General features: G+C 70.7%; 17 protein-coding genes and 1 pseudogene. 13 read left to right on the top strand and 5 right to left on the bottom strand.

Annotation, left to right across the window (positions count from 1 at the left end):
- Positions 1–1,484, bottom strand: a 1,484-nt coding sequence (locus LG395_RS37190) for a lamin tail domain-containing protein (protein ID WP_225813409.1), incomplete at its 3' end; no start/stop codon positions are given.
- A gap of 268 nt (positions 1,485–1,752) precedes the next feature.
- Entirely contained in the window at positions 1,753–3,975 is a 2,223-nt protein-coding gene (locus LG395_RS37195) for a peptidoglycan recognition protein family protein (RefSeq protein WP_225813411.1), read from the bottom strand.
- A 450-nt stretch (positions 3,976–4,425) separates the two neighbouring features.
- Here LG395_RS37195 and LG395_RS37200 point away from each other — a divergent pair, with 450 nt between their 5' ends.
- The 3 genes from LG395_RS37200 to LG395_RS37210 all read left to right on the top strand — a co-directional run bounded on the left by LG395_RS37200 (position 4,426) and on the right by LG395_RS37210 (position 6,204).
- Entirely contained in the window at positions 4,426–5,037 is a 612-nt protein-coding gene (locus LG395_RS37200) for a TetR/AcrR family transcriptional regulator (RefSeq protein WP_225813412.1), read from the top strand.
- 46 nt (positions 5,038–5,083) lie between these two features.
- On the top strand, positions 5,084–5,755 hold the full coding sequence (locus LG395_RS37205) for an enoyl-CoA hydratase-related protein (RefSeq protein WP_225813413.1): 672 nt from the start codon (positions 5,084–5,086) through the stop codon (positions 5,753–5,755).
- 83 nt (positions 5,756–5,838) lie between these two features.
- Positions 5,839–6,204 (top strand): nuclear transport factor 2 family protein, encoded by a 366-nt coding sequence (locus tag LG395_RS37210; RefSeq protein ID WP_225813414.1) that lies wholly within the window; start codon positions 5,839–5,841, stop codon positions 6,202–6,204.
- Positions 6,205–6,422: 218 nt separating this feature from the next.
- Here LG395_RS37210 and LG395_RS37215 read toward each other — a convergent pair whose 3' ends face one another.
- Positions 6,423–7,601 (bottom strand): S1 family peptidase, encoded by a 1,179-nt coding sequence (locus LG395_RS37215; RefSeq protein ID WP_225813415.1) that lies wholly within the window; start codon positions 7,599–7,601, stop codon positions 6,423–6,425.
- Between the two features lie 312 nt (positions 7,602–7,913).
- On the opposite strand from LG395_RS37215, the gene LG395_RS37220 reads away from it, so the two are divergent.
- The 3 genes from LG395_RS37220 to LG395_RS37230 all read left to right on the top strand — a co-directional run bounded on the left by LG395_RS37220 (position 7,914) and on the right by LG395_RS37230 (position 15,746).
- A complete protein-coding gene (locus LG395_RS37220; protein WP_225813416.1) occupies positions 7,914–8,510 on the top strand; it encodes a dihydrofolate reductase family protein in 597 nt (198 codons plus the stop codon).
- Between the two features lie 788 nt (positions 8,511–9,298).
- Positions 9,299–15,385, top strand: coding sequence for a DNRLRE domain-containing protein (locus LG395_RS37225; RefSeq protein ID WP_225813417.1), 6,087 nt, complete (start codon positions 9,299–9,301; stop codon positions 15,383–15,385).
- A gap of 73 nt (positions 15,386–15,458) precedes the next feature.
- Complete coding sequence (locus tag LG395_RS37230) at positions 15,459–15,746, top strand: hypothetical protein (RefSeq protein WP_225813418.1); 288 nt, start codon at positions 15,459–15,461, stop codon at positions 15,744–15,746.
- Positions 15,747–15,881: 135 nt separating this feature from the next.
- Here the strand turns inward: LG395_RS37230 and LG395_RS37235 are convergent.
- Positions 15,882–16,711 (bottom strand): annotated as a pseudogene (locus LG395_RS37235) (SDR family NAD(P)-dependent oxidoreductase).
- Between the two features lie 99 nt (positions 16,712–16,810).
- Here LG395_RS37235 and LG395_RS37240 point away from each other — a divergent pair.
- On the top strand, positions 16,811–17,710 hold the full coding sequence (locus LG395_RS37240; RefSeq protein ID WP_225813420.1) for a LysR family transcriptional regulator: 900 nt from the start codon (positions 16,811–16,813) through the stop codon (positions 17,708–17,710).
- 28 nt (positions 17,711–17,738) lie between these two features.
- On the opposite strand, the gene LG395_RS37245 is transcribed toward LG395_RS37240, so the two are convergent.
- Positions 17,739–18,620 (bottom strand): LysR family transcriptional regulator, encoded by an 882-nt coding sequence (locus LG395_RS37245; protein ID WP_225813421.1) that lies wholly within the window; start codon positions 18,618–18,620, stop codon positions 17,739–17,741.
- Between the two features lie 513 nt (positions 18,621–19,133).
- Between LG395_RS37245 and LG395_RS37250 the strand changes: the two genes are divergently transcribed.
- From LG395_RS37250 to LG395_RS37275, 6 genes are all read left to right on the top strand, one after another.
- Positions 19,134–19,688, top strand: coding sequence for a hypothetical protein (locus tag LG395_RS37250; RefSeq protein ID WP_225813426.1), 555 nt, complete (start codon positions 19,134–19,136; stop codon positions 19,686–19,688).
- A complete protein-coding gene (locus LG395_RS37255; protein ID WP_225813427.1) occupies positions 19,688–20,023 on the top strand; it encodes a carboxymuconolactone decarboxylase family protein in 336 nt (111 codons plus the stop codon). The genes LG395_RS37250 and LG395_RS37255 overlap by 1 nt, the downstream gene beginning before the upstream one ends.
- 96 nt (positions 20,024–20,119) lie before the next feature.
- Positions 20,120–21,472 carry an MFS transporter gene (locus LG395_RS37260; RefSeq protein WP_225813428.1) on the top strand — a complete coding sequence of 451 codons (1,353 nt, stop codon included), beginning with the start codon at positions 20,120–20,122 and terminating at the stop codon, positions 21,470–21,472.
- Entirely contained in the window at positions 21,469–21,978 is a 510-nt protein-coding gene (locus tag LG395_RS37265; RefSeq protein WP_225813429.1) for a universal stress protein, read from the top strand. Before LG395_RS37260 ends, LG395_RS37265 begins: the two co-directional genes overlap by 4 nt.
- The gene (locus tag LG395_RS37270) at positions 21,975–24,269 is read left to right on the top strand and encodes an FdhF/YdeP family oxidoreductase (RefSeq protein WP_225813431.1); all 2,295 of its coding nucleotides are present in this window, start codon (positions 21,975–21,977) and stop codon (positions 24,267–24,269) included. The genes LG395_RS37265 and LG395_RS37270 overlap by 4 nt, the downstream gene beginning before the upstream one ends.
- Before the next feature lie 268 nt (positions 24,270–24,537).
- Positions 24,538–25,293, top strand: coding sequence for a (5-formylfuran-3-yl)methyl phosphate synthase (locus LG395_RS37275; protein ID WP_225813433.1), 756 nt, complete (start codon positions 24,538–24,540; stop codon positions 25,291–25,293).
- Positions 25,294–25,297 lie beyond the last annotated feature (4 nt).

Below are 25,297 nucleotides of genomic sequence, written 5' to 3' on the forward strand. Positions count from 1 at the left end.
TTGTCAGGCACGTAACCGACGCCCTCGAAGCCCAGGTTGGCGTCGTCCTTGCTGCCGGTGTCGAGCTGGGGGAACTGCGACGTCATGTCCCACTGGTGGACCGGCGTCAGGGTCGGTCCGGTCGCGGCCGGGTCGAACTCCATGATCGTGTCCTTGGGAACCGTGTTGTCGGCGTTGTCACGCTCGGACGTCACGTAGACGTGACCGTTGCCGCCGACCGTCAGGCCCTCGGAGTCCGGCTGGCCCGAGCCGCCCGCGAAACGGATCTGTTTGCCGGTCGCGCTCCACGACGGGTCCGGGACCCACTTGCCGTTGCTCTTGACCAGCTTGTACAGCCAGTTCTTGTTCTTGGCGGCCCACAGCACCGACGGGTTCGCCGGATCGAACGCCAGCCCGCTCACGTCGCGGCCCTCCGGACCGGTGGACGTGGTGAACGCGCAGACGTTGTCGGTGATCGTGACGTCCAGGCCGCCCGGCCACGCCGATGTACCCGTCGGAGCGGAGCCCGTGCCGGAGGGCGCCTCAGGGGTGCAGCCACTGGTCAGCGAGCCCCCGCCGCCCAGCAGATGGCCGGTCTGACCGCCGCCGCTGCCCCCGCCGGAGCAGGAGTTGGCGCTGCCGAACGTCACGGTCGTGGAGGTCTGGAACCAGCCGGTGCCGTTCGTGCAGCGCTCGTAAGACGGCTTGGCGCCGTCGGTGGCCCAGGTCACCGAGTCCACCGTGGTGCCGTTGCCGTCGAGGAGGAAGAGCGAGTCGTCGTCGCCCAGACCGAGCGCGGAGCCGAACGTGGCGTAGCCGTGCGCCGGGATGCTCGTCGCGCTCGGAGAGGAGGACGAGACCGAGACCGGCGAGTGACTGGTGTCGTTGTCGACGTACTTCCACGACCCGATGCCGACCGCGCTCGTTCCGCCGTTGTACAGCTCCACGGTGTCCGAGCCGTCGGAGGAGACCTCGTTGATCCGCACCTGGCTCGCCGACGGGATCGACGACGGGCAGGCCGAGGCGTTCGCGGCACCGAACGTGGACGCGGTGGTCGCGGTCACCCACGCGCCGGTGCCGTCGCCCCCACAGCGTGCCATCGCCGGTTTCGCCTTGCCGGTGGCCCACTCGACGCGGTCGACCACCGCGCCGCCGGCCGTGTAGATCACCACCTTGTCCGAGTCACCGAGTCCCTTGGGCGAGTTGAAGGTGACGAAGCCGCCGGGAGTGATCGTGGTGGCGGACGGGGTGAACGACTGCGGCGAGAAGCCGTCGTCGGACATCTTCCAGCCGCTGAGGCTCACGGCGGTGGAGCCGGAGTTGTACAGCTCCACGGTGTCGTTGTTCGAGGAGGTGACCTCGTTGATGCGAACGTTCTGGTAACCGGCGGGATCGGCGGCAGCCGCGGGCTGAGCCGCGAGCAGCCCGGTGGCGATCAGCCCTGAGAACGCCAGGGTCGCGGCGCATACCGAGGCGACGCCGACGCGTGAGTGTGAGGTAGGCACGAGGCGGAACTCTGGTGAAACGACGTTGAAACGGCGTGTACTTCGGCTGAATGCCACCTGCTGACCACCGGAACGTCAGGCGCGCGTCGCCGTCACACCGGGGCGACGGCTCCGCCGAAGAGGGCCGGAACACCGGCCCGGCCCACACGGCCGGCGCAAAGGTATGGGGACGTCCGGCGTCACACTGCGGATACGGACGCAGCGACCGGCGCACGCGTTTCCGCGTGCGCCGGTCGGTAGGGCGTGCCGCAACCCCGCGGCCGGCGGGTTACTTGATGTAGACGAGGCCGTCGGTGGTGACGGTGGGACGGCCGCTGGTGCCGACCACGACGATCTTGACCGTGTGCTTGGCGCTGCCGGACCAGGTCTTGGTCCAGATGGCCTGCCGGTACGACGTGGTGGAGGACTTCAGGTCGACGGTGGAGACCTTGGTGCCGTCGACGTAGACGTAGGCCTGACCGGAGCTGGTGGCCCGGGAGACCACCCAGGCCACCGAGCGGCCGGTGAACGTCCAGGTGAGGGCGGCCCCCTTGGAGGCGCTGGAGTACGACTTGCCGCCGAGGTAGCTGGTGGAGGAGCGGGTGCTCCAGGTGCCGGACCTGGTGGCGGAGCTCTCCTGGAGGATCATCGGGGTGTACGCGGGGGAGGACGTGCGGTAGTTGCCGGCGTAGTCGTAGGCACGCATCGACCAGGTGGTGGCGGTGCCGGACTTGGCGGTTGTGTTGTAGCCGGTCGTGGCGGGGGTGAAGGTGCCGGTGGTGGGGGACAGCAGCTTCACGTAACGAAGGGCCTTGTCGTCGGTGGCCTTCCAGCCGAGGGCGACCGGGACGGCGGTGGTGCTGACGGTTCCGGTCCGCAGGGACAGCTTCGGCGTGGTGGTGAACGTCGGCGCGGTCGTCTCCGCGACGACGGGCAGTGCGGCGCTGGTCGCTGTCTTGCCGGACTGGTGCACGGCCCGGACGGCGACGCTGTGGCTGCCCACGGCCAGGGTGGTGGTGGCGGAGGTGGCACTGCCGGACGTCGTGGCGACGGTCTTGCCGTCGACCAGCAGCTCGAACTTCGAGATCAGCGAAGCCGGCGTGGTGGCCGTCCACTTCACCGTGAGGGCGCCCTTGGTGTAGTACGTCGAGCCGGAAAGGGTGGCGCCGCTCACCGAGGTGACCTTCAGACCCTGGACCGGGCCGGCCGCCCAGGTGCGGATGGTCGGCAGCTGGTCGTAGAGCAGGCCGCCGGGGCACTCGGTGTTGTAGCCGTCGCGGTGACCGGAGATCCGCTGGAACGTGTACGTGCCGCCGGCGGTGAAGCCGGTGCCGGCAAGGTTCTTCTGGGTGGCACCGGCAGTCAGCTCGGTTGTGCCGGTGGGCTGGGCGCCGTACTGGCCGAGCTTCCAGGCCGCGAGGCGGGCGATCGAGGCCAGCGCGGCGTCGGAGGCGCTGGTGGTGGTGTAGTCACCGAGCACCGCGACGGCGGTGGACTCCCGGTTCCAGCCGTAAGTGTGGGCGCCGAACACCGGCAGGTCGACCCCGCCCTTGCGCCCCTCGAAGAGGGTGCCGCACTTGTCGACGAGGAAGTTGTAGCCGATGTCCTTCCAGCCGCTGACCTGCACGTGGTACGCGTAGATGCTCCGCACGATCGACGCCGAGTCGGCGCAGGAGTAGTCGTTCGCCCCGTCGGTGTGGTGGACGAACACGGCCTTGACGTCGTTGTTGTACTCGGGTGCTTCCGGGCTGATCGACTCGTCCGCGCCCCAGCCGGCACGTGTGACGATCGGCGGCCGCGGCACGGTCGAAGGCGGCGCGGACGGCGGGGTGGCCGACGGGCTCGTGGACGTGCTCGTCGACGGCGACGCGGAAACCGAGCCGGTGGGGCCGGGATCGGACGTGGTGCCGGTCGGCGCGGGAGCCGTGGTGGTCTGCCCGTCCGTGGGCGTGGCGTCGGCGCTGTCGCTCGACGTGGGCGATTCGGTGGGCGCCCCGGAGTCGGCCGGCGAGCTGCTGGCGTCCGTGGTCTCCGCGGGGACGGCGAATCCGGCCGGTTCGGCCGGAGCACCGCTCGCCTTCGTCTCGGCGGTGGACACCACACCCGGGTCGACCAGGTTGACCTCGAGCCCACCGGGCAGCCTGCCGGCGTGGCCGTTCTCGTGGACGACCCGCACCTGCACGCCGTTCGAGGGTCCGACCCACAACGGTTCCGAGGCGCCACGCACGCGCCGGCCCGGCTTCTCCAGCGGGTCGACGTTCACTTCGAGCTTCCGCCAGGCACTCCATTCGCCGGTCCCAAGGCTGTGGGTGCGCACCCGCACCGTGCCCTCCAGACGCTTGGCGGCACCCGTCCAGGAGACGCCGAGCAGGGAGAACTCCTCGGTGTCCTCGCGCGTGAGCTCCCGTCTGTCCTGCGAACTGCCCGCCAGCGACAGGTCGTAGACCTTCGCCGGTCGCTTGGCGCGTTCGGCGCCCGGACCCCCGGACGGGCTGGCGACCGCATAGGTCACGATCCCTCCCCCGCCCAGCACCACGGCACCGAGCGTCAACCACGCCCGTCGCCTGAAGCTCAGCGGTCTGTACGCATGCGACGTACGACGGCTCACGACGTATCCACCCCACAGAAGGCCAGCAACGGCCACAGAAGAAAGACAGATCGGCACACCCGTCACACGGGTGACCCGTTCTCCCAGCGGACGCCGGCCGGCAAACGTCACAGACGAACGAGGGACAGCGACGCGGATCACAGCGATCGATGAGGTGCGGGGGCGCTGGCGCCTTGGAGTGCGGTTCCTCGCGGACCCGGGCGCGCTCAGGGGCACCGCCACGGTGCGTTCACCACGGACTCCATGACCGTCTGCCGTTCCTCTTGCATGTTCTATGGCATACCCCATAAGTTACTGTCGAGTAGATCGGGTGGCCCGGTGGGCCGTACGGCCGTTGGGAAGGTGGTTGAGCGGATGAGCCCGCGCAGGAGTGACAGCCGTGAACGCATGATCCTCAGTGCTGCCGCTCTGCTGCGTGAGTACGGCGCGAGCGCGACCAGCATCGACCGGGTGCTCGCCCACAGCGGAACTCCCCGAGGCTCGGTGTACCACCACTTCCCCGGCGGGCGCGCCCAGCTCATCGACGAAGCGGTGGCGCTGGCGGGGGACTTCATCGCGGGGCTGATCGACGCCGCCACGCAGGCGGACGATCCCGTGGCGGCCGTCGACGCGTTCTTCCTGCTGTGGCGTGACCGGCTCGAGGAGAGCGGCTTCCGGGCCGGCTGCCCGATCGTGGCGGTGGCCGTGGAGACCAACGACGACGCGCCCCAGCTCGCCCGTTCTGCCGCCGCGGTCTTCGCCCGCTGGCAGGAGGCCCTCGCGGCCCTCCTCCTGAGGCACGGCCTGAGCGAGGAACGCAGCCGCAGGCTCGGTGCCTTCATCATCGCCGCGGTCGAAGGCGCGGTGATCATGTGCCGGGCCGAACAGAGCACCGCCCCGATCGAGGCCGCCGCCGCCGAGATCCACGACCTGCTCCGCCACGCCCTGCGCGACCGCCCCGGCGCCGAACCAGGTCCCCGGCCGTAACCCGCGGCCACCCGGCGCATCACCCGCATACCCCGAAGGAGTCGTCATGCCCTCGCTCGACCGTCAGGACAACGTCTTCGTCCTCGACCTCGGAGACGGCGAGAACCGCTTCCACCCCGACTGGCTCACCGCCGTCAGCGCCGCGCTCGACGAGGTGGCGAAGGCGGAAGGCCCCCGCGCCCTGGTCACCGCCGCCACCGGCAAGTTCTACTCCAACGGGCTCGACCTGGAGTGGCTGTTCGCCCACGCCGACCAGCACCAGGACTACGTCGTCTCCGTCCACGAGCTGTTCGCGCGGATGCTGTCGCTGCCGGTCGTCACGGTGGCCGCGCTGCAGGGGCACACCTTCGCCGCCGGCGCGATGTTCTCCCTCGCTCACGACTTCCGCGTCATGCGCGCCGACCGCGGCTACTGGTGCCTGCCCGAAGCGGACATCAACATCCCCTTCACCCCCGGCATGACCGCCCTCATCCAGTCCCGGCTCGCCCCGCGGACCGCGCACGAGGCCATGCTCACCGCCCGCCGCTACGGCGGCACCGACGCCGCGGCCGCCGGCATCGTCGACCGAGCGGTCGATGAGGACGCCGTGCGCTCCACCGCCATCGAGATCGCCCAGGCTCAGGTGAACAAGGCCGGCGACACCCTCGGCACCATCAAGGCCCGCATGTACGCACCGGCCCTGGCCACCCTGCGCGACACCGCCGACCCGCTCGGCTGACCAGTACCCCACCGACCGCACCGAGCCGCGCCCCGGACGAGCCCCTGGCCGTCCGACGAACGCCGCGTCCGTAGGGTTCCCGTATGACGGATGAGAATGAGCGGGCCGTGCGGGCGGCCATCGACGGGGAGATGCGGCTTCTTGATCCCGATGTACGTGCTTCCCCGGCGCGCGTCCTTGAGCTTCTGGATCCGGACTTCACCGAGATCGGGGCTTCGGGACGCCGGTGGGACGTCGAGACCGTCCTCGCGGTGACGAGTGGCGGCTCGGTGTCCCAGGAGTCTCCGGTCGAGGTCGGCGAGATGTCCGGAGTCGTCCTTGCTCCGGGCGTCGTTCACCTGACGTACTTCGCCGACAACCAGGGCCGTCGCGCATGGCGGAGCTCTCTGTGGCGGCTGACGGAGACGGGCTGGCGGATGTACTTCCACCAGGGCACTTCGGCCGGCTGAGCGTATGGGCCCGGACCGGGCCCGGCTTGTTCACGGCGAGGGTGACAGAGGAGGAGACGCAGGCGCGGGCCACCAAGGCGTCGAGGGCCTCCTGGGGTAAGCGGGCCTTGCGCGCAGGAGCCGGCCCACGACGGCGCTCCGCCCCGGGCTCGGACCCGCGGAAGGGGGCTCCGCGCCGGATGCGCGAAGCCCCCGGGCCGGTCGGCCGGTGCGTGCGGTCAGTAGGTGTGGAGAGTCAGACCGTACCGGTTGAGGATCTCGTTGACCGGCTGGAACCAGGTCTCGCCGCCGCTGGAGCAGTTGCCCCAGCCGCCGGAGGTGACGCCCTGTGCCTGGTCTCCGGTGATGAAGGAGCCGCCTGAGTCCCCGGGTTCGGCGCAGGCGCTGGTCTTGGTGAGCTGGTGCACCGCACCTTGGCTGTAGTTGACGGTCTCGTTCAGCGCCAGCACCGTGCCGCAGTGCCAGTGCGAGGTGGAGCCGGAACGGCAGACCGAGGAGCCGACGGGTGCGACGGCCGAGCCGCGTACGAGCTGGTCCGGCACCGTGCCCCAGCCGAGCACCACCGGTACCGTCCACCAGCCGCTGCCCACGCTGACCCAGGCGTAGTCGTTGTCCGGGAACGAGGAGCCCTGGAAGGTGCCGATGTAGGAGCCGTCCCAGCCGCTGACCGCGGCGCCGGGCTGTGCGCAGTGCCCGGCGGTGACGAAGCCGCCGTACACCGAGAAGCCGATGGAGCAGCGGACGTTGCCGGTGTAGTACGGGTCGCCGCCAACGGTGCCCGCCGCGAGGGTTCTCGGGGCCGAGGTCGCCGCGATGGTGACGGGCCCGGTCCGGCGCGCCTGGGACAGGAAGCGCCGGACATCGTTGTCAGCCTGCTTGCCGCGCACGATCTCGACGACGACCGCCCCGGCCTTGGGGTCGACGTACCAGCCGGTGACTCCCGAGGGCGCGGTCAACCGGTCGATCCGCGCCTTGGCGGCGTCCAGTTGCCGGGCGCTGTGATCGGCGGTGCGGACGACGGCCCCGGAGCGCTCGATCGTCCGCCGGGTGGCGGGCGGGGCGTCCGGAGTGAGGGCGACGGTCAGGCGTCCGCTCGGTGCGTCGAACCAGGAGCCCGCGTAGGCGGCGCCGGCCGTGCGGCGTGCCTTGGGGGCGAGGTCGGCGGCGGCCTTCTCGGCCGCGAGCCGGGCCACCGCCTGGGTGCGGGTCAGGCCGAGGTCGCGTTGCATGGCGTTCACGATGCCGTCGGCGGCGGGCGCGGTGGATGTGGTGGGTGCGGTGGATGCGGCGGTTGTCCCGGAGCCGGCCGCGGAGGCGGGGAAGGCGCCGGCCGCGCCCAGTCCGCCGAGGACGAGGAGTGCGGCTGAGACCGCGTGAGCGAGCCTGGTGCGTCTCATGGGGGTTGCCCTTCGTCGTTCCAGTAGTGGGGGTGGAACAGCCGATGGTGAGAGCGCTCTCAATCGTGGCGCCGCAGAGCCTAGTACGGACTTTGAGTCAGGTCCATGCCAATGCGTGGACCGATTCGCGACGGGAGGGCGCCGGGGTGGGTTGCCGACGGCGGCGCGCGGGCGGAGGACCACGGGATTCGACGGAAGGCGTACACGCCGGTCGGACAGATGCCATGATCACTCGGCGGCCTCGCACCTCCTCATGCCGTCCGCCGGTGCCGGGCCGTAGCGCGACAGCGTGACCAACGGAGGGAACCCGGAATGCGCAGACTCGTCCACTACGTCGCCACCACTCTCGACGGCTTCATCGCGGGCCCCGGCGGCGGGGACCCCACCGGTCCCGACGGCTTCTGGCCCATACCGGGGGACTACATACAGCACCTCGTGGCGGAGTACCCGGAGACGCTGCCCGTCCAGGCCCGGCAGGCCCTGTCCGTCACGGCGGAGGGCACGCACTTCGACACCGTGCTGGAGGGGCGGCGCAGCTACGAGATCGGCCTCGCGGCCGGCATCACCGACGCCTATCCCCACCTGCGACACCTCGTGTTCTCCCGGACCCTGACCGAGAGCCCGGCCCCGGCCGTCGAATTGGTGGCCGACGACCCGGTGGCGACCGTGCGCGAGCTGAAGCGACAGGACGGCAAGGACATCTGGCTACTGGGCGGCGCCGAGCTCGCGGGCTCCCTGTACGCCGAGATCGACACGCTCGTCCTCAAAGCCAGCCCGCTGACCATCGGAGACGGCATCCCGCTGTTCTCCCGCAAGGCCGCCTTCGACCCGCGCACCTGGACACTCGCGGACCACACCGTCCTCAAGAGCGGCGCGGTGTTCCTCACCTATATGCGCGTCGGCAGCTGAACGCCCCGGACGGGCGGCGCTTGCGCGGGCCGGGCGCGACCGCGCTCAGCGGGCCACGCAAGCGCCGCCGTGCCCCACGCGCAGCCGGAGCGGCGGAGCGGCGGAGCGCCGTAGCCGGGGCGTCGGAGAGCACGTGCGGCCCCTCGGCCTGACCTCACGTCAAGTCCGCTCGGTGCACCGAGCCACCGCGTCACAGCCGGCAGACGAACCCGGCACCGGCCGGGCACCAGATGCACACGGCCCGCGCCACCCGCCAGTCTTCGCGACGCGTCCCTGTGCTGGTGGGCGCGAACGACCGTGGCGTCCATCGTGAACGACCGTGGAGTTCGTCGCGAACGACCGGTCCGCGTGACCGACCGGTCCGCCTGACCAACCCAGTGAGCGGGGGTCCAGGCGGGCGGCAGCCGCCTTGGCGGAACGCGCCGCCGCCCGAGCGGGCAGGGCCTCGGCCGGAGGCTGAGGCGTGGCTGATCACGGCTTCGTAAAGGATCACCGTGGGAGCTGTGCGTCTTCCGTGGAGGACGAGTGGGGAGCCGATGTCTGATCAGCGGTCATGTGTCCGGTTCGGCTTGGTGATCACATGACGGTCGCTTGGGGAGACGCATAATCTCGCCGGTCATGAGCAAGTCAAAACAGGTCCGGCGCAAGGGACTTGAGCGGGATCTGAGGAAGCGTTCTCCCTGCTCAGAGGCGGCCTCGTTCACCTGGGAGACATGTGGCTCCCTTTCTCTCACCTCCTGATCGGGGGTCGCATCCGTGCCCCCGACCGGCTTGACGGAGGGGCGTTGATGAGAAACAGGCCGTGGCGGTCGGGACCGCCACGCGGAGGTAGCCGGCTGAGACGGACCGCGCTCGCGGTGGCCGCGGTGCTGGCGGCGGAAACCGCGTTGATGTCGCTGGGCACGGGGGTCGGCTTCGCGACCGCTTCCGGTGCGGCGCGGACAGTCAAGGCGTCCGACGTCAAGTCGGCCGCCACGTCCGCGGACTCGGTGGCGTCGGCGCTGCTGACGGCGCGGACGCTCAACCGGAAGATCGAGGTGCTGTCGGAACGGACGGAGGATTCGACGACCTTCGCGCTACCGAGCGGCGAACTGCGGACGGAGGCGTACGCCGGGCCGGTCCGGGTGAAGCAGGACGGCACGTGGAAGGACATCGACACCTCGCTGTCCGACGCCGGCCCCGACCTGGCACCGGTCGCCGCGGCGGCGGACATCGCGGTGTCCGATGGCGGGGACAAGCAGCTCGCCTCGGTGGCCAAGGGCGACGAGACCTTCGGGCTGCGCTGGGAGAACAACCTGCCGAGCCCGACCGTCAAGGACAACACCGCCTCCTACGACCTGGGCAGCGGACAGACCCTTTCGGTCACCGCGCTGGCGCAGGGCTTCTCGGAGGCCATCAAACTCACCCAGCGGCCGGGCGACGACACGGTCTCCTACCGGATTCCGCTCGACCTGGACGGCCTGAAGCTGTCCCAGGCCGCCTCCGGGCACCTGCTGCTGAAGAACAGCGACGGCCACCTGGTGGCCGAGGCGCCCGCCCCGATGATGTGGGACGCCTCCAAGGACCCCGCATCCGGCGAGTCCGCGCACCAGCAGCAGGTCAAGACGGAGATCGAGACGGCCTCCGACGGCGCCCAGACCCTGGTGCTCACCCCGGACCAGGACTTCCTGGCCACGGCCACCTACCCGGTGACCGTGGATCCGACCACCACGCTGGCGGTCACCACCGACACCTGGGTGCAGAACCCCGACTACCCCGACTCCCAGATCTCCTCCCAGGAGCTGAAGTCGGGCACGTACGACGCGGGCACCGACGTGGCACGTTCGTATCTGAAGTTCGACGTCTCCCAGTTCACCGGCAAGCACATCACCGGTGCGACGATGTCGCTGTACAACTACTACTCGGCGACCTGCTCCACCGCCGGGGCGGCCACCGTGGCGAAGCGGATCACCTCCGGCTGGTCGTCGTCCTCGATCACCTGGGGCGTACAGCCGTCCACCACGACCACGGGTATGTCCTCCAACACCGGTCACTGGGGCTACGACTCCAGTTGCCCGGCGAACTGGTCGCACTGGAACCTGCAGTCGATCGCGCAGTCGTGGGCCGACGGCGCCCCGAACTACGGTCTGCAGATCCGCGGCGACGACGAGAAGGACGCCACCACCTGGCGGCGCTTCCGCTCGGCGAACTACACCACCCCCGGCTACGCGCCGAAGCTGACGGTGACCTACAACTCGTACCCGGCTGTGCCGAGTTCGCCGGTGATCTCGCCCTCCCAGGTCAACGCCTACAGCGGAACCCGGTACGTCACCTCGCTCACGCCGACCCTGTCGGCGAAGACGACCGACCCGGACGGGGCCACCACCAAGGGACAGTTCGAGGTGACCGCGGACCCGGCGTACGCGGACACCACCTACTCCTACACCGGCACCTCCGCCTCGGTGGCCTCCGGTTCCACGGCCCAGCTGACCATCCCGTCCGCCTCCGCCCTGCCGGCGGGCAAGCACCTGCGCTACCGCGTGCGGGCCTATGACGGCACCGACTACGGCCCCTGGTCCGGCTACACCACGTTCACGCTGAACACGGACGCGCCCGCGGCGCCGGCCGTCAGCTGTGACACGTACGAGGAGAACGGCTGGAACGCGAAGGCGGCCGACGCGGTCTCGTGCACGCTCGACACCTCCTCGTCGGACGGCGCCGGCTACTCCTGGGGCCTGGACGACTCCTCGGCGCCGAACAAGAAGCAGGACACCACCGACGGCACCGGCGGTGACGCACAGACCGTCAGCATCGCCCCGGCGAACGGCTGGCACACGCTGTACGCACGCACCGTCGACGCCGCCGGAAACCTCTCCGCCACCACCACGTACTCCTTCGGCGTCGGCGCGGAGGGCGCGGCGGTCATCGCCCCGAAGGACGGTGACACCACCGCGCGTCGGCTGACGCTGGCGGCCAGGGGCCTGACCAGCTACACCGGGGTGACCTGGGAGTACCGGCGCGGCGAGACGGACGGCTGGCACACCGTGCCCGTGGGCGACGTCACCGCGTCCGGCGACGCCGTGCCCGCCTGGCCGGTCGCCGTCAGCGACGGCAACGCCACCAAGCTGGTGTGGAACACCGTCGGATCGCTGGCCGAGGACGGTGTGATCCAGCTGCGGGCCGTGTTCACGGACGGCATCAGCACCGGCCACTCGCAGACCGTCGCCGTCACCCTCGACCGTGACGCCGGTACCGCGCCGACCGCGGACGTCGGCCCTGGCACGGTCAACGAACTCACCGGTGACTACACCCTGTCGGCCACGGACGCCTCCGCCTTCGCCGCGGATGTGGAGCGCACGTACTCGTCGCGCGCCAACGACACGGACAAGGAGGGCCAGGCGGAGATCTTCGGCCCCGGCTGGACCTCCGCCATCGCCGCCGCGGGCAGCGACTACACGCAGATCCGCAGGACTTCCGCCACCTCGGTGGAACTCCTCGCGGCGGACGGCGGCACCATCGCCTTCACCGCGACCTCGGGTGGCGGCTGGCAGCCGGAGACCGGCGCCGAGGGCGTGACACTGAAGGGCACCCTGTCCGGCACGACGTTCACGCTGACCGACACGGACGCCGACACCACGGTGTTCACGAAGACGGCCTCCTCGCTCCCGACCTGGACCCTGTCCTCGTCGGCCACCGCCGTGTCCGACTCCACCGTCACGACGGTCTCCGAGACCGACGACACGGGCAAGCTGGCCCGCCCGAAGTACGTGATCTCCCCGACCGCCGGAGTTCCGGCCGCCACCTGCCAGAGCGCCCCCGCGACGAAGGGCTGCCGGGTCCTGGAGTTCGTCTACGCGGACTCCACCACGGGCACCGACTCCGCCCCCGGCGACCACCGGGGTCAGGTCAAGGCGATCAGGCTGTGGGCCACCGACCCCGGTGCCTCCGCCGCCACGGCCGAGACCGTCGCCTCCTACGGCTACGACGCAGCCGGCCGGCTTCGCCAGGTGTGGGATCCGCGTATCACCCCCGCGCTGAAGACGCAGTACACGTACGACTCCAACGGCCGGGTCGCCACCCTCACCAAGCCCGGTGAGCTGCCCTGGACCTTCGCCTACGGCAAGGCCGGCTCCGCCCTGACCGCGGGCGCGGGCATGCTGTTGAGCGCCTCGCGGCCCGCGCTGGCCGAGGGCAGCGCGAACACCACCTCCGGTGAGGCGACCACGACCGTGGTGTACGACGTGCCGTTGTCCGGTACGGGCGCCCCGCACCAGACGGACGCCGGCACGGTTGCCACCTGGGGTCAGGACGAGGCACCGACCGACGCCACCGCGGTCTTCCCGGCCGACAGCGTCCCCGCCTCCAGCACCGGGAGCGACCTGACCGCCGGCGACTACACCCGCGCCACCGTCACCTACATCAACGCCGACGGCGAGCAGACCGACCTGGCGACGCCCGGCGGCGCCATGGCCGTCACCGGCCACGACGAGTACGGCCACGAAGTCACGAACCTGACGGCCGCCAACCGGGCCCTCGCGCTCGGCACGGGCCAGGGAGCCGCCGAGAAGCTCTCCGCCCTCGGCCTGACCGACCTGCCGACCGCGGACCGGGCCCGCCGGCTCAGCACCGTCCGGGTGTACTCCGCCGACGGCGAGCGGCTGCTCGACGAGTACGGCCCGCTGCACCAGATCACCCTCGCGACCGAACTCAAGGGCACCGGCACGCTGGCCGCCGGCAGCGCGGTCCCGGCCCGGTCGCACACGTCGTACACCTACGACGAGAACCGGCCCGCCGACGCGGCGGTCTCGAACCTGGTCACCACCACGGTGATCGGGGCCGCGGTCGCCGGATACGCCACGGACGGCGACACCACGACCGTCACCACCACTTATGACTGGTCGACCGGCCGGCAGAAGGCCACCCGGGGCGGTGCCACCGACGGCACCGTGACGTCGTACGACAGCGCCGGCCGGGTGGCTTCGACACGCACCGCCGGGTCGTCCGGCTCCGACGCGGACACCCTGCTCTCCACCTACTACACCGCGGACGGCTCCGGCACCTGCGGCGCCCGCCCCGAATGGGCCGGACTCCTGTGCAGGACGGCGCCGGCGGCCGCCATCACGAACGGCGGCGGCAACCCCACCGAGGCGGTCACCACCGTCTACACCTACGACCGCTGGGGCCAGACGGCCACCAAGGCCGAGACCGCGAACGGCGTGACCCGCACCACGACCATCACCGCGGACGACGCCGGCCGCGGTGTCAAAAGCGCCGTCTCCGGCGGCACCGGCACGCAGACCCCTGCGACCACCATCGGCTACGACCCGCGCAACGGCCAGATCGCGACCCAGTCCACGGGCGGCCAGACCATCGCGTACACCTACGACGACCTGGGCCGGCTCCTGTCGTACAACGACGGCGCGGGCAACACCGCCACCCGGGCCTACGACATCCTCGGCCGGACCGTCAGGACCACCGACTCGGCCCCCTCCACCGTGACGTACGCCTACGACACGGCGGAGAACGTCAGGACGCTGACGGACTCGGTCGCGGGCACCTTCACCGGCACTTACGACGCCGACGGCTCCCTCCTGTCCGAAAGCCTGCCCGGCGGCTACAGCCTGGCCGTCAGCACCGACCCGGCGGGCAACCAGACCGGCCGTGAGTACACGACGTCCGACGGCACCCCCGTCGCCTCCGACACGGCCGAGTACTCCACGAGCGGGCAGCAGCTCGGTCACACCCAGACCGACGGCCCGAGCATCGACACCGCCTACACCTACGACGCCGCCGGGCGCCTCACCCAGGCCACCGACACCACCGGCACCGGCTGCACCACCCGTTCCTACGGCTTCGACGCGAACAGCAACCGCGACTCGCTCAAGACCACGTCGGACGACTGCGACGACAGCACCGCCGACGCCACCACGACCACCTCGTCCCACAGTTACGACTCGGCTGACCGGCTGACCGACCCCGGCTACGCCTACGATGCCTTCGGGCGCACCACCACCAGCGGCGGCACGGCCCTGTCGTACTACACCAACGACCTCGTCGCCTCGGAGACGGTGGGCTCCACGCGCACCGCGTGGAGCCTTGACGCCGCCTATCGGCTCGCCGTCCAGACCACCCAGACGAAGGACGCGAGCGGCACCTGGAGTGACACCGCGACCGTCACCAACCACTACGGCTGCGCCTGTGACAGCCCCACCTGGAGCGCCTCCGGCAAGGCCATCAGCCGTGACGTCCGGGACCTGGAGGACGGTCTGGCGGCCACCACCTCGGCCGGCGGTGACGTCGTGCTGCAGTTCACCGACGTGCACGGCGACGTCAGCGTCCGCCAGCCGCTGGACGCCGGAGCCGCCGCCGTCGTCCAGCACTTCGACGAGTACGGCAACTCACTGGACGCGACCGCCGGCAGCACCTACGGATGGCTCGGCCGATACCAGCGGCCGGCCGACGCGCTCGGCAGCGTGATGCAGATGGGGGTCCGGCTCTACTCCCCGGCCACCGGCCGGTTCCTGAGCACCGACCCGGTGTACGGCGGCAACTCCGACGCCTACACCTACCCCGGCGACCCGGTGAACGATCTCGATCTGACCGGACGCCTGCGCTTCTCCTGGCACTACTACGGTCTGCGCATCCGCTTCAACAAGCACGAGACAGCGCAGGCGGAGAGCTGGGCCGGGCTGAGCGGCAAGGCGGGCACCATCGCCTCACTGCTGAAGATCGCCAAGGCCACGGCGCTCAACTACCTGTCCATCGACGCCTACTTCATCGAGAAGAAGGCGAAGTGGGCACAGAAGGTACATCACTGCCTCGAACTTCAGTGGTGGTGGCTGTACCCGGGCTTCATTCCCTACACCTACTGGGGCAAGGCCAACGGCTGCAAGTAGGCCGAACCGACAGCCGGCGGGTGGCGGCCGGGCACACACCCGGCCGCCACCCGCCCGTACGAGAGAGACAGTCGTGTTGATCGTCGAAGTACTGCAAGTCGTGCTGGTCATCGCCGTCCTGGTCCTGGCGACAGGCAGACAGACGCCGAACCCCCTCCTGCTCTGGACCGCCGTGGGCTTCGGAACGAGCCAGGTCATCACCGCGCTGGACGGGAACCTGGCCGACACCTTCTTCCGGCTCTTCGTAGCCGTGTTCGCCACGCTCGTGATGGACAGATGGCGTACCGAGCATGCGGTCACCGCGTGGCTGGCGGGCCCCGCGGCTCTGCTCTCAGGACTGCTGATCGGCTGGGTGGCCTGAGCCGCTGCCGCGTGCGGGGAATGATCACCGGATGCGGGCGCCGTCGATCAGAACCGCTCCCAGCCGGCCTGGCGGCCTTCTCCGGGGCGCGGACAGCCCACCTCGGGACAGCGCGAGGCCGAAGCACGGCGAGGATCAGGCGTCGAAACCGGTCAGCCGGGCCCGCTCCTCCCACGCGGCGACGTCCTCGCGGACCTGATCGAGGTGGGCGAGGACCGCGCTCACCCCGTCCTCGCCGAGCGGCAGCCGCAGTGGAGTGCGCTCGGCCTCCAGCGCGGCCAGGATGAGGGCGGCCGCCTTCGCGGGATCACCGGGCTGGGTGCCGTGGCCGCCGGCGACGAGGCCGCGGGTCTCGGCGACCTTGTCGTACGCACCGGTGTCGGAGCTGGCCCCGGCCCGTTCGCCCTCGAACAACGAGGTCCGGAAGGCCCCGGGCTCGACGACCAGCACCTTGATGCCGTACTCGCGCACCTCGTCCGCGAGCGCCTCGGACAGGCCCTCCAGGGCGAACTTGGTCGCGCTGTAGGCGCCGAAGCCCGCGAACGACATCTGCCCGCCCATGCTGCTCATCTGCACGATCGCACCGCCGCGCCCTGCCGCATGTGTGGCAGCACCGCCCGCACCAGGGCGGCCGGACCGAAGAAGTGCAGGTCGAACAGGCCGCGCAGCTCGTCGTCGGTGGTCTCCTCGACGGCGCCGACGTGGGTGCGCCCCGCGTTGTTGACCAGCACGTCGATCCGCCCGTGCCGGCTCACGACATCCCGCACGGCCTCCTCGGCCGAGGCCGGGTCGGTGACGTCGAGCCGGAGCGCCTCCACCTGGTCGGGGTGGGCGGCCACCAGGTCCTCCAGGGCCTGTGGACGCCGGGCCGCTCCGACCACCACGTCACCGCCGGCCACGGCCGCCTCGGTGATCGCCCGCCCGAACCCGCTGCTCGCCCCGGTCACCAGCCACACCTTGTTCATCAGCACTCCCCGCACCGTCGTCGTCCGCGTACCGGACACGAACAAGACTGCTGCGGCGCGCCGTTGCCAGTCCAAGACCCATGGTGATAACCATCGGTTATGGCGAACGACGTCCACGTCCGGGACCTGCGCTACTTCGTCGCGGTCGCCGAGGAACTGCACTTCACGCGCGCCGCGGAGCGTCTCTACGTCTCGCAGCCCGCGCTGAGCAAGCAGATCAGGGCGCTGGAGCGGCAGCTGGGGGCGGACCTGTTCCGGCGGGACCGGCACCGCGTCGCGCTCACGGCTGCCGGGGAGGCACTGCTGCCGCATGCCAGGCAGACGCTGGCCGCCTGGGACGCGGGGGCGGCGGCCGTGGAGGCGGTCGAGGCGGCCCAGCGCAGCACGCTGGTCGTGGGCATGAGCACGAGCCTGGGCCGGGGCGGGCTGCTGCCGGCCATCCGTTCCCGGTTCACCGCCGCGCATCCTCAGGTCACGGTCCGGCTGCGCCAGATGAGCTGGGACGATCCGACGGCCGGTCTGGCGGACGGGACGGCCGACGTCGCCTTCGTCTGGCTGCCGCTGCCCGACGAGGAACGCTACGACTGGACGGTGGTCGCCGAGGAACCCCGGCTGCTCGCCCTGCCCGAGTCGCATCCGCTGGCCGACCACGCCGAGGTCGACTTCGCCGCCCTTCAGGACGAGCCGTTCCTTGCCCTCCCCAAGAGCGCGGGCCGGCTGCGGGACCACTGGCTCGCCCTGGACGCCCGCGCCGGCCGCCCACCCCGGATCGGCGCGGAGATATCCGGCGCCGAGGAGACGTACGAGGCCCTGGTCGCGGGCCTCGGCATCTGCCTGGTGGCCGAGGGCAACGCGCCCCTGATCACCCTGGGCGGAGTCACCACCCGCCCAGTGCGCGGCCTGGGACCCAGTAGGTATGCGCTGGCCTGGCGGAGACAGGACGCGCACCGGCCACTGATACGGGCGTATGCGCAAGCGTGCCGGGAGCGCGCGGCGTGAGGAACCGCGCGGCCGGCCACGATGAGCGTCATGGAGCCGCGGGACCGAGGGCCAGCAGGGCCCGCAGTGGCCGGGTGGGCTGCGGTGCGCCCCGCCAGATCAGTGCCTTGCGGTAAGCGAGGGAGGGGCTGACCGGGACGGCACTGACGCGGGGGTTGCCGGTGAGAGCCCGGTCGGTGCCCACCGTCAGGGAGACGCCGATGCCGGCCTCCACCAGGGCGACGTGGAGGGCCGCGTCGTTGGTCGCGTACCGGGTGGCGAAGTCGATGCCTGCGGCATCGAACGCGGACTGCAGCCATGGCCGCAGTCCGCTGTCCTGGCCGTAACTGATCAGGGTCTTTCCGGACAGCAGCTCGATGGGGATGCTCGTGCGACCTGCCAGAGGGGAGTCCGCCGGGACGACGGCCACGATCTCGTCTTCGAGCATGACCACGCTGCGCATGCCCTGGGGCAGGGGATGCTCCGGCAGGGCCACCACGGCGGCGTCCAGCTCGCCGTTCTCGACGCGCGAGATGAGCCCGGCGCTGCGCCCCTCGACGAGCTGCACGGTGACACCCGGGTACCGGCGGTGGAAGGCTCCGAGGAGCGCGGGCAGACGGGTGTGCTGGACCCCGTCCACGGTGCCCAGGAGGAGGGTGCCGGTGACCAGCGCGGTGCGGGAGGCGAACTCCGCGGTCACCCTGTCGGCATCGGCGAGGGTCTGGTTGGCCAGGGGAAGCAGCACCCGGCCGGCCTCGGTCAGGCGGACGCTGCGTGGATTGCGTTCGAAGAGCGCTTCCCCGAGTTCCCTCTCCAGGGAGCGGATCTGGTGACTCACGGCGGGCTGTGCGACGGACAGCCGGTCGGCGGCGCGCGTGAAGCTCTGTTCCTCGGCCACGGCGACGAAGAACCGCAGCGTTCTCAGCTCCACGATCATTCACCTCACTTATTGCTGGCATCGAAAAATGGTCTTTGACCTCGATGTTGTTTATCTTCACCCTAGAGGCATGGCGGAGGTGAGACAGGCGTCCGAGCGCCTCGACAGGGTTGGTCCGATACCGCGCTTCGCAGCCGCTGCTGCGACCGCCGGCCACCTCGTCGCGGTCACCGGCGCACTCGCCGGGCTGCTGCCGCTGATCAGTGGGCCGCTGATCAGTGCGTCGCGGCGACATCGGCGGTGCGCTGACGGACAAACGCCGCGGTTCCGCCGGTTCTAGGGTTGCGGCATCCGAAGTCACCGAACCGACAGCATGGCGCCGGTGATCCCGGTGCCGGAACCCGCGGCGACGGCCCCGGCCCGCACGACCTCCTCACCCCGCCCCGTCCTGGACCGCAGAAGCGGTCGACGGATGACCGGGGGCGGTCGAACCGGCAGTGTCCGGTCGGCCTACCCCTGCACAAGCCGGCCCGGTTCCCGCCGTGGCCCTCACTGAAGGAGTGAACAATGAGTGATCCGAAGAAGGTCCTGACCGATCTGGTCCTGTCCAGCTCGACGGAGCACGCGCCGCTCGACGCGCCCTGGGACGCGATCGACATCGCCGACTGGCTGCTGAACCTCCCGGACAAGGAGTACCAGCGCTGCGCGCCGCCCGACCACAAGGCGGCGGGTTACACCACGACCGACGACGGCAGGCCGATGTCGATCAACGTGGAGATGATCGGCACCGGACTGGTGATCCAGCACTACGTCGCCGAGATCGCCGAGAAGCACCACTGCCACATGGTGTCCACCTCCGATGTGCTCACCCCGCACGGCTGGACGTCGGTCCAGGTGATCTGGGACCTGTCGGCCAAGGACAACGGCGACGGCACCGTCACCTACACCAACCAGGTCACCAGTCACCCCACCCAGGAGTTCCTGGAGTTCAACGAGAAGAACGGCATCACCTTCGAGCAGGCCGCCGCCGCACGGCAGGCAGCCTCCGGTGACCACAACCGGCGGGAAACCCCGCTGTTCGCCGCGAGCATCGCGCGCCACGCCCTCGCTCGGAGTTCGTGATGACCACGCGGTCCGAGACGCCTTCCACGCCCTTGTCGCCGCGCGAGATGGCCCGCGCCTTCACGCCGGCCCTGACCGAGCTGGTCGAGGACCCTCTGTACAGCGAGGTCTGGGCGGATCCCGCCCTCAGCCCGCGGGACCGCAGCATCGCCACCGTCGCCGCGGTCGTGGCGCTGTACCGCCCCGAAGAACTGCCCGCGCAGTTGCGGCGCGCCGTCGACAACGGGGTGACCCGGGCCGAACTCGGCGCGCTCATCACACAGATCGCGTTCTACGCGGGCTTCCCCGCGGCCATCAGCGCCTCGGCCATCGCCGCCCGCACCCTCCCGGACTGAGAACGCACACCGCGGGTCTGCCGGGCCGCCGCCCGTTCCCGTCTTCCCCCGTACGTCGAGGACCGCACCAGCGCGTCCCGCGCAACAGGAGGTCCGATGACGACAGACGAGGAACGGGCGGCCGGCCCCTGCCGGCGGTTGGCCCCCCGGCAGGCGTTCTGTCTCCAGGCCTCGGTCGTGGTGTTCTTCCTCGCCGGGGCAAGCGCACCCACTCCGCTCTACGCCACCTACCAGCAGCGGTGGCACTTCTCGCCGATCACCACCACGGTGATCTTCGGCGTGTACGCGATCGCGGTCCTGCTCGCCCTGCTCATCGTCGGCTCGCTCTCCGACCATGTCGGTCGCCGGCCGGTGATCTTCGGCTCCCTCGTGGTCCAGGCGGCAGCGGTGGTCGTCTTCGCCGGCGCCGACGGAGTGCCCGATCTGGTGTGCGGCAGGATTCTCCAGGGGCTCGCGACCGGCACGGTCGTGGGTGCCGTGGGCGCCGGCATGATCGACGTCAGCCGCTCGGCGGGAACCCTCGCCAACGCGGTGACGCCGGCCGCGGGTACCGCTGTGGGCGCCATGGGATCGGGGCTCCTGGTGACCTACGCGCCCCAGCCCACGCACCTCGTCTACGACGTTCTTCTGGTCGTCTACGTACTGCAGGCCGTCGGCGTGCTCCTCATGGCCGAGACCGCTGCCCGTACCCCGGGCGCGCTGCGCTCACTGCGCGTGAGCTGGACCCTGCCGGCGCGGGCACGCGGTCCGCTGGTGAGGGCCGCGCCAGTGGTGCTGGCCGTCTGGGCGCTGGCCGGCTTCTACGGCTCCCTGGGCCCGGCACTGGTCCATCGCGTCGTCCCCGGTCAGGGCGCGCTGCTGGGCGGACTCGCCCTGTTCACGCTCACGGCCTGCGGTGCCCTGACCGTCCTCGTGCTGCGCGACGCCGCCCCCGTCACCACCATGCAGGTGGGGGCCCTGGCTCTCATCGGTGGTGTGGGGATCACCCTGGTGTCTGTCGCGCTCGGTTCCGCCGGACTGTTCTTCGTGGGCACGGGGATCGCCGGTGTCGGATTCGGGGCCGGCTTCCAGGGCGGCGTCCGCACGGTGGTACCGCTCGCCGAACCGCACGAGCGGTCGGGACTGCTGTCGGTCATGTACCTGATCTCGTATCTCGGCTTCGGCCTGCCGACGATCGTCGCAGGAGTGATCGTCGTGTACGGCGGCGGCGTGGCAAGGGCTGCCTACGAGTACGGCACAGCCGTGATGCTGTCGGCCGCGGTGGCTTTCGCCGGCACTCTCGGACGCCGGTCCGCCCAGGTCTCGTCCGCTCCCGCGGTGCCCGTGTCCAGCCGCCCCGACACCGCGGTCGACGTGTGCGCCGACGGCAGCCGGCCCCGTGCCGCGCGCGGGCACCGTTCCTCCTCGCACGGCGGCGTTCCGGCACCCAAGGGAGACCAACCGTCATGAACCAGCCGACGCCTGGCACGGCCCCGCGGATCGTCGTGGGCGTCGACGGCTCACCCTCGTCGAAACGGGCTCTGGCCTGGGGCGGTTACCTGACCGCCACGATGGGAGGGGTGCTGGAGGCCGTGACCGCGTGGCAGGACCCCCCTTCCTGGACCGGCGTGGCCGACGACTGGGACCCCGCCGCCGACGCCGGCGCCATGCTGTCCGCCTGCTGCGCCGAGGTGTTCGGCGACGCCCCGCCCGGGGACCTGCGGACCACGGTTCGAGAGGGCGCCGCCGCGGCCGTCCTGCTCAGCGTGAGCGCGGGAGCCCGGATGCTCGTACTCGGCAGCAGAGGCCACGGCGGTTTCGCGGGTCTGCTGCTGGGATCGGTCAGTGCCGCATGTGCCGAGCACGCTCCCTGTCCTGCCTTGATCATCCACGGCGACGGCCTGCCGCCGGCCGCCGCCGTCGCGTCCGGCACGGGCCGGAACACCCCCGCAGCGACGACGAAGGGAACACGATGACCGCACACGAAGAAGCCCGGAGCGGGAGGAAGGCTCCGAAGTCCAGCCCCTACCGGCATCCCGCAGCCGGATGGGGCGCGGCGAAGAGCGTCGCCGAGTTCCTCGTGCGCGAGCGCAGCCTGGTGTCCGGCACACGTGCCATCCAGCGCATGAACCACGAGAACGGCGGATTCGACTGTCCGGGCTGCGCCTGGCCCGACGACCGCAAAGGGCTGCACCTCGACATCTGCGAGAACGGCATCAAGCACGTCACGTGGGAGATGACCCGCAAGCGGGTCGGCCGCGACTTCTTCGCGGCGCACACGGTGACGGAACTCATGGAGTGGTCCGACTTCGACCTCGAGAACCAGGGCCGCCTCACCGAGCCGATGGTCTACGACCAGGCGAGCGACAGGTACCTCCCCATCACCTGGGACGACGCCTTCGCCATGGTCGGACGGGCGCTGCGCTCGCTGGACGACCCCGACCAGGCATCCTTCTACACCTCGGGACGACTGAGCAACGAAGGCACGTTCCTCTACCAGCTGCTGGCCCGGGAACTGGGCACCAACAACCTGCCGGACTGCTCCAACATGTGCCACGAAGCCAGCGGCAGGGCACTCCAGGCGTCCATCGGGACCGGTAAGGGCACCGTGGACGTCAACGACTGGCAGGCGGCCGACGCCCTGTTCGTCTTCGGGGTGAACGCGGCCTCCAACGCTCCGCGCATGCTGACCGCCCTGGCCGAGGCGTACCGGCGCGGAACACAGATCGTGCACATCAATCCGATGGTCGAGGCCGCGGCCCGCGACACCATCGTTCCGCACGAGTTCGTCGAGATGGCCCGCTTCCACGCCACCCCGACCAGCACCCTGAACCTTCAGCCACGCATCGGCGGAGACATGGCTCTGCTGCGTGGCATGGCGAAGGCCCTGCTGGAAGCCTCACGCACGGACCCCGATGCCGTGGACCGCGAGTTCCTCGGTCGGTACACGCACGGTTACGCGGCCTGCCGCCAGGTGTGCGAGGACACCTCCTGGGAGACGATCGAACACCAGTCGGGAGTGGCGAAGCGGGACATCCTCAAGGCGGCCGACATCTACCGCGCCGCGGACCGCACCATCATCAGCTGGTGTCTCGGTCTCACCCAGCACGAACACGGCGTGGACACCGTCCGGGAGATCGTCAACCTGCTCCTGCTCCGCGGGAACATCGGCCGCGAGGGCGCGGGCCCGTCCCCGGTACGCGGCCACAGCAACGTGCAGGGCAACCGCACCTGCGGCATCGACCACCGCCCCGCCCCAGCCTTCCTCGACCGCCTCCAGGAGGTGTGCGGCTTCGCTCCGCCCCGCGCTCACGGGCTGGACACAGTGCGCACGATCGAGGCCATGAACAGCGGGCGGGTGAAGGTCTTCGTCGGCATGGGCGGCAACTTCGCCCTGGCCGCTCCCGACACCGCGTACACCTACTCCGGACTGCGCAACTGCGACCTGACGGTCCAGGTCAGCACCAAACTCAACCGCAGCCACCTCGTCCACGGGCGACAGGCGCTCATCCTGCCCTGCCTCGGACGCACCGAGAAGGACCACCAGCGCGGCGGGTTGCAGTCCGTGTCCGTCGAGGACGCCATGAGCATGGTGCACCTCTCCAAGGGCATGAAGCGTCCGGCCTCAACCGAGTTGAAGTCCGAACCCGCGATCATCGCCGGGATGGCCCGCGCGGCGCTCCCGGACAGTGCCACCCCCTGGGAAGCCTACGTGGACGACTACGACCGCATCCGCGACACCATGGCCCAGGTGCTGGAGGGCTTCGACGACTTCAACCGGCGCGTACGCCGGCCATTGGGCTTCCGCATCCACCAGCCCGCCCGGGAACGGGTGTTCCTCACCCCGTCCGGACGGGCCGAATTCTCCCACGCCGGGCTGCCCGACGTCCTCAACGCCGACGGCACGCTGACCCTCGCCACGATCCGGTCGCACGACCAGTGGAACACCACCGTCTATTCCGACAACGACCGTTACCGCGGCATCAAGAACCTGCGCACGCTCGTCTTCATGAACGACGAGGACATGCGGGAGCGCGGCATCGGCACGTTCGATCCGGTCGACATCGTCAGCACCGCGAAGGACGGCAGCAAGCGCCGCCTGGACGGCTTCCTGGCGGTCCCCTACGACATTCCCCCCGGCTGCGCGGCCGGTTACATGCCGGAAATGAACGTGCTGTGCGCGATCGGCGACTACAGCACACAGAGCGACCAGCCCCTCATGAAGCACGTGAAGGTGACCGTGACACCGGCCACGCCCGCACCCTGACCACCGGCCCGCGGCGCGTGCCGGTGGCCCGGGACGGACCGGTCGCCACCCCTTCCACGAGCGGTTCGCGACGGTGCGGATCGTGCTTGCGGGACGGTTCGCTCCGATATGTCCGGCGCACTGCATGGGCCATGAGCACCTTATGAGTGCGTGTGCGCCCTTCCGGTTCCCCCTGGGGGACGGAAATGATGAGCGCACCGCACATGAGCCAGGTGATCCGCGGTCCCCTGTCCCTCGGCCGGGCGGACCGGCGGTGAAGGAGGTCAGGGTGTTGCTTCTCATCTCCCCGGACGGTGTCGAGGAGGCTCTCGAATGCGCGAAGGCGGCGGAGCATCTCGACATCGTCGACGTCAAGAAGCCTGACGAGGGCTCTCTGGGCGCGAACTTCCCCTGGGTCATCAGGGAGATCCGCGACGCGGTCCCGGCGGACAAGCCGGTGTCCGCGACCGTGGGTGACGTCCCCTACAAGCCCGGCACGGTGGCTCAGGCCGCGCTCGGCGCGGTCGTCTCCGGGGCCACGTACATCAAGGTCGGCCTCTATGGATGCACCACGCCCGACCAGGCCATCGAGGTCATGCGCGCGGTCGTCCGGGCGGTGAAGGACCACCGCCCGGACGCGCTCGTCGTCGCCTCGGGCTATGCCGACGCCCACCGGATCGGCTGCGTCAATCCGCTCGCCGTGCCCGACGTCGCCGCCCGCTCCGGCGCCGACGCGGCCATGCTCGACACCGCCGTCAAGGACGGGACCCGGCTGTTCGACCACGTTCCGCCGGACGTCTGCGCCGAGTTCGTCCGGCTGACCCACGCATCCGGCCGACTGGCGGCTCTCGCGGGCAGTGTCACCCAGGCCGACCTCGGCCCGCTGACCCGCATCGGTACGGACATCGTGGGCGTACGGGGAGCGGTCTGTGAGGGCGGTGACCGCAACGCCGGAAGGATCCAGCCACACCTGGTCGCCGCCTTCCGGGCGGAGATGGACCGGCAGGCCCGGGAGCACGCCGCCGGCGTCCCGGCCGTGAACTGACCAC

This window comes from Streptomyces spinosus (assembly GCF_020400655.1).
GTDB lineage: Bacteria > Actinomycetota > Actinomycetes > Streptomycetales > Streptomycetaceae > Streptomyces > Streptomyces argyrophylli.

Excerpts from the sequence above, each read along its gene's own strand:
- LG395_RS37200 (WP_225813412.1), top strand. The coding sequence starts at position 4,426 with ATGAGCCCGCGCAGGAGTGACAGCCGTGAACGCATGATCCTCAGTGCT.
- LG395_RS37205 (WP_225813413.1), top strand. The coding sequence starts at position 5,084 with ATGCCCTCGCTCGACCGTCAGGACAACGTCTTCGTCCTCGACCTCGGA.
- LG395_RS37210 (WP_225813414.1), top strand. The coding sequence starts at position 5,839 with ATGACGGATGAGAATGAGCGGGCCGTGCGGGCGGCCATCGACGGGGAG.
- LG395_RS37215 (WP_225813415.1), bottom strand. The coding sequence starts at position 7,601 with ATGAGACGCACCAGGCTCGCTCACGCGGTCTCAGCCGCACTCCTCGTC.
- LG395_RS37220 (WP_225813416.1), top strand. The coding sequence starts at position 7,914 with ATGCGCAGACTCGTCCACTACGTCGCCACCACTCTCGACGGCTTCATC.
- LG395_RS37225 (WP_225813417.1), top strand. The coding sequence starts at position 9,299 with ATGAGAAACAGGCCGTGGCGGTCGGGACCGCCACGCGGAGGTAGCCGG.
- LG395_RS37240 (WP_225813420.1), top strand. The coding sequence starts at position 16,811 with ATGGCGAACGACGTCCACGTCCGGGACCTGCGCTACTTCGTCGCGGTC.
- LG395_RS37250 (WP_225813426.1), top strand. The coding sequence starts at position 19,134 with ATGAGTGATCCGAAGAAGGTCCTGACCGATCTGGTCCTGTCCAGCTCG.
- LG395_RS37255 (WP_225813427.1), top strand. The coding sequence starts at position 19,688 with ATGACCACGCGGTCCGAGACGCCTTCCACGCCCTTGTCGCCGCGCGAG.
- LG395_RS37260 (WP_225813428.1), top strand. The coding sequence starts at position 20,120 with ATGACGACAGACGAGGAACGGGCGGCCGGCCCCTGCCGGCGGTTGGCC.
- LG395_RS37265 (WP_225813429.1), top strand. The coding sequence starts at position 21,469 with ATGAACCAGCCGACGCCTGGCACGGCCCCGCGGATCGTCGTGGGCGTC.
- LG395_RS37270 (WP_225813431.1), top strand. The coding sequence starts at position 21,975 with ATGACCGCACACGAAGAAGCCCGGAGCGGGAGGAAGGCTCCGAAGTCC.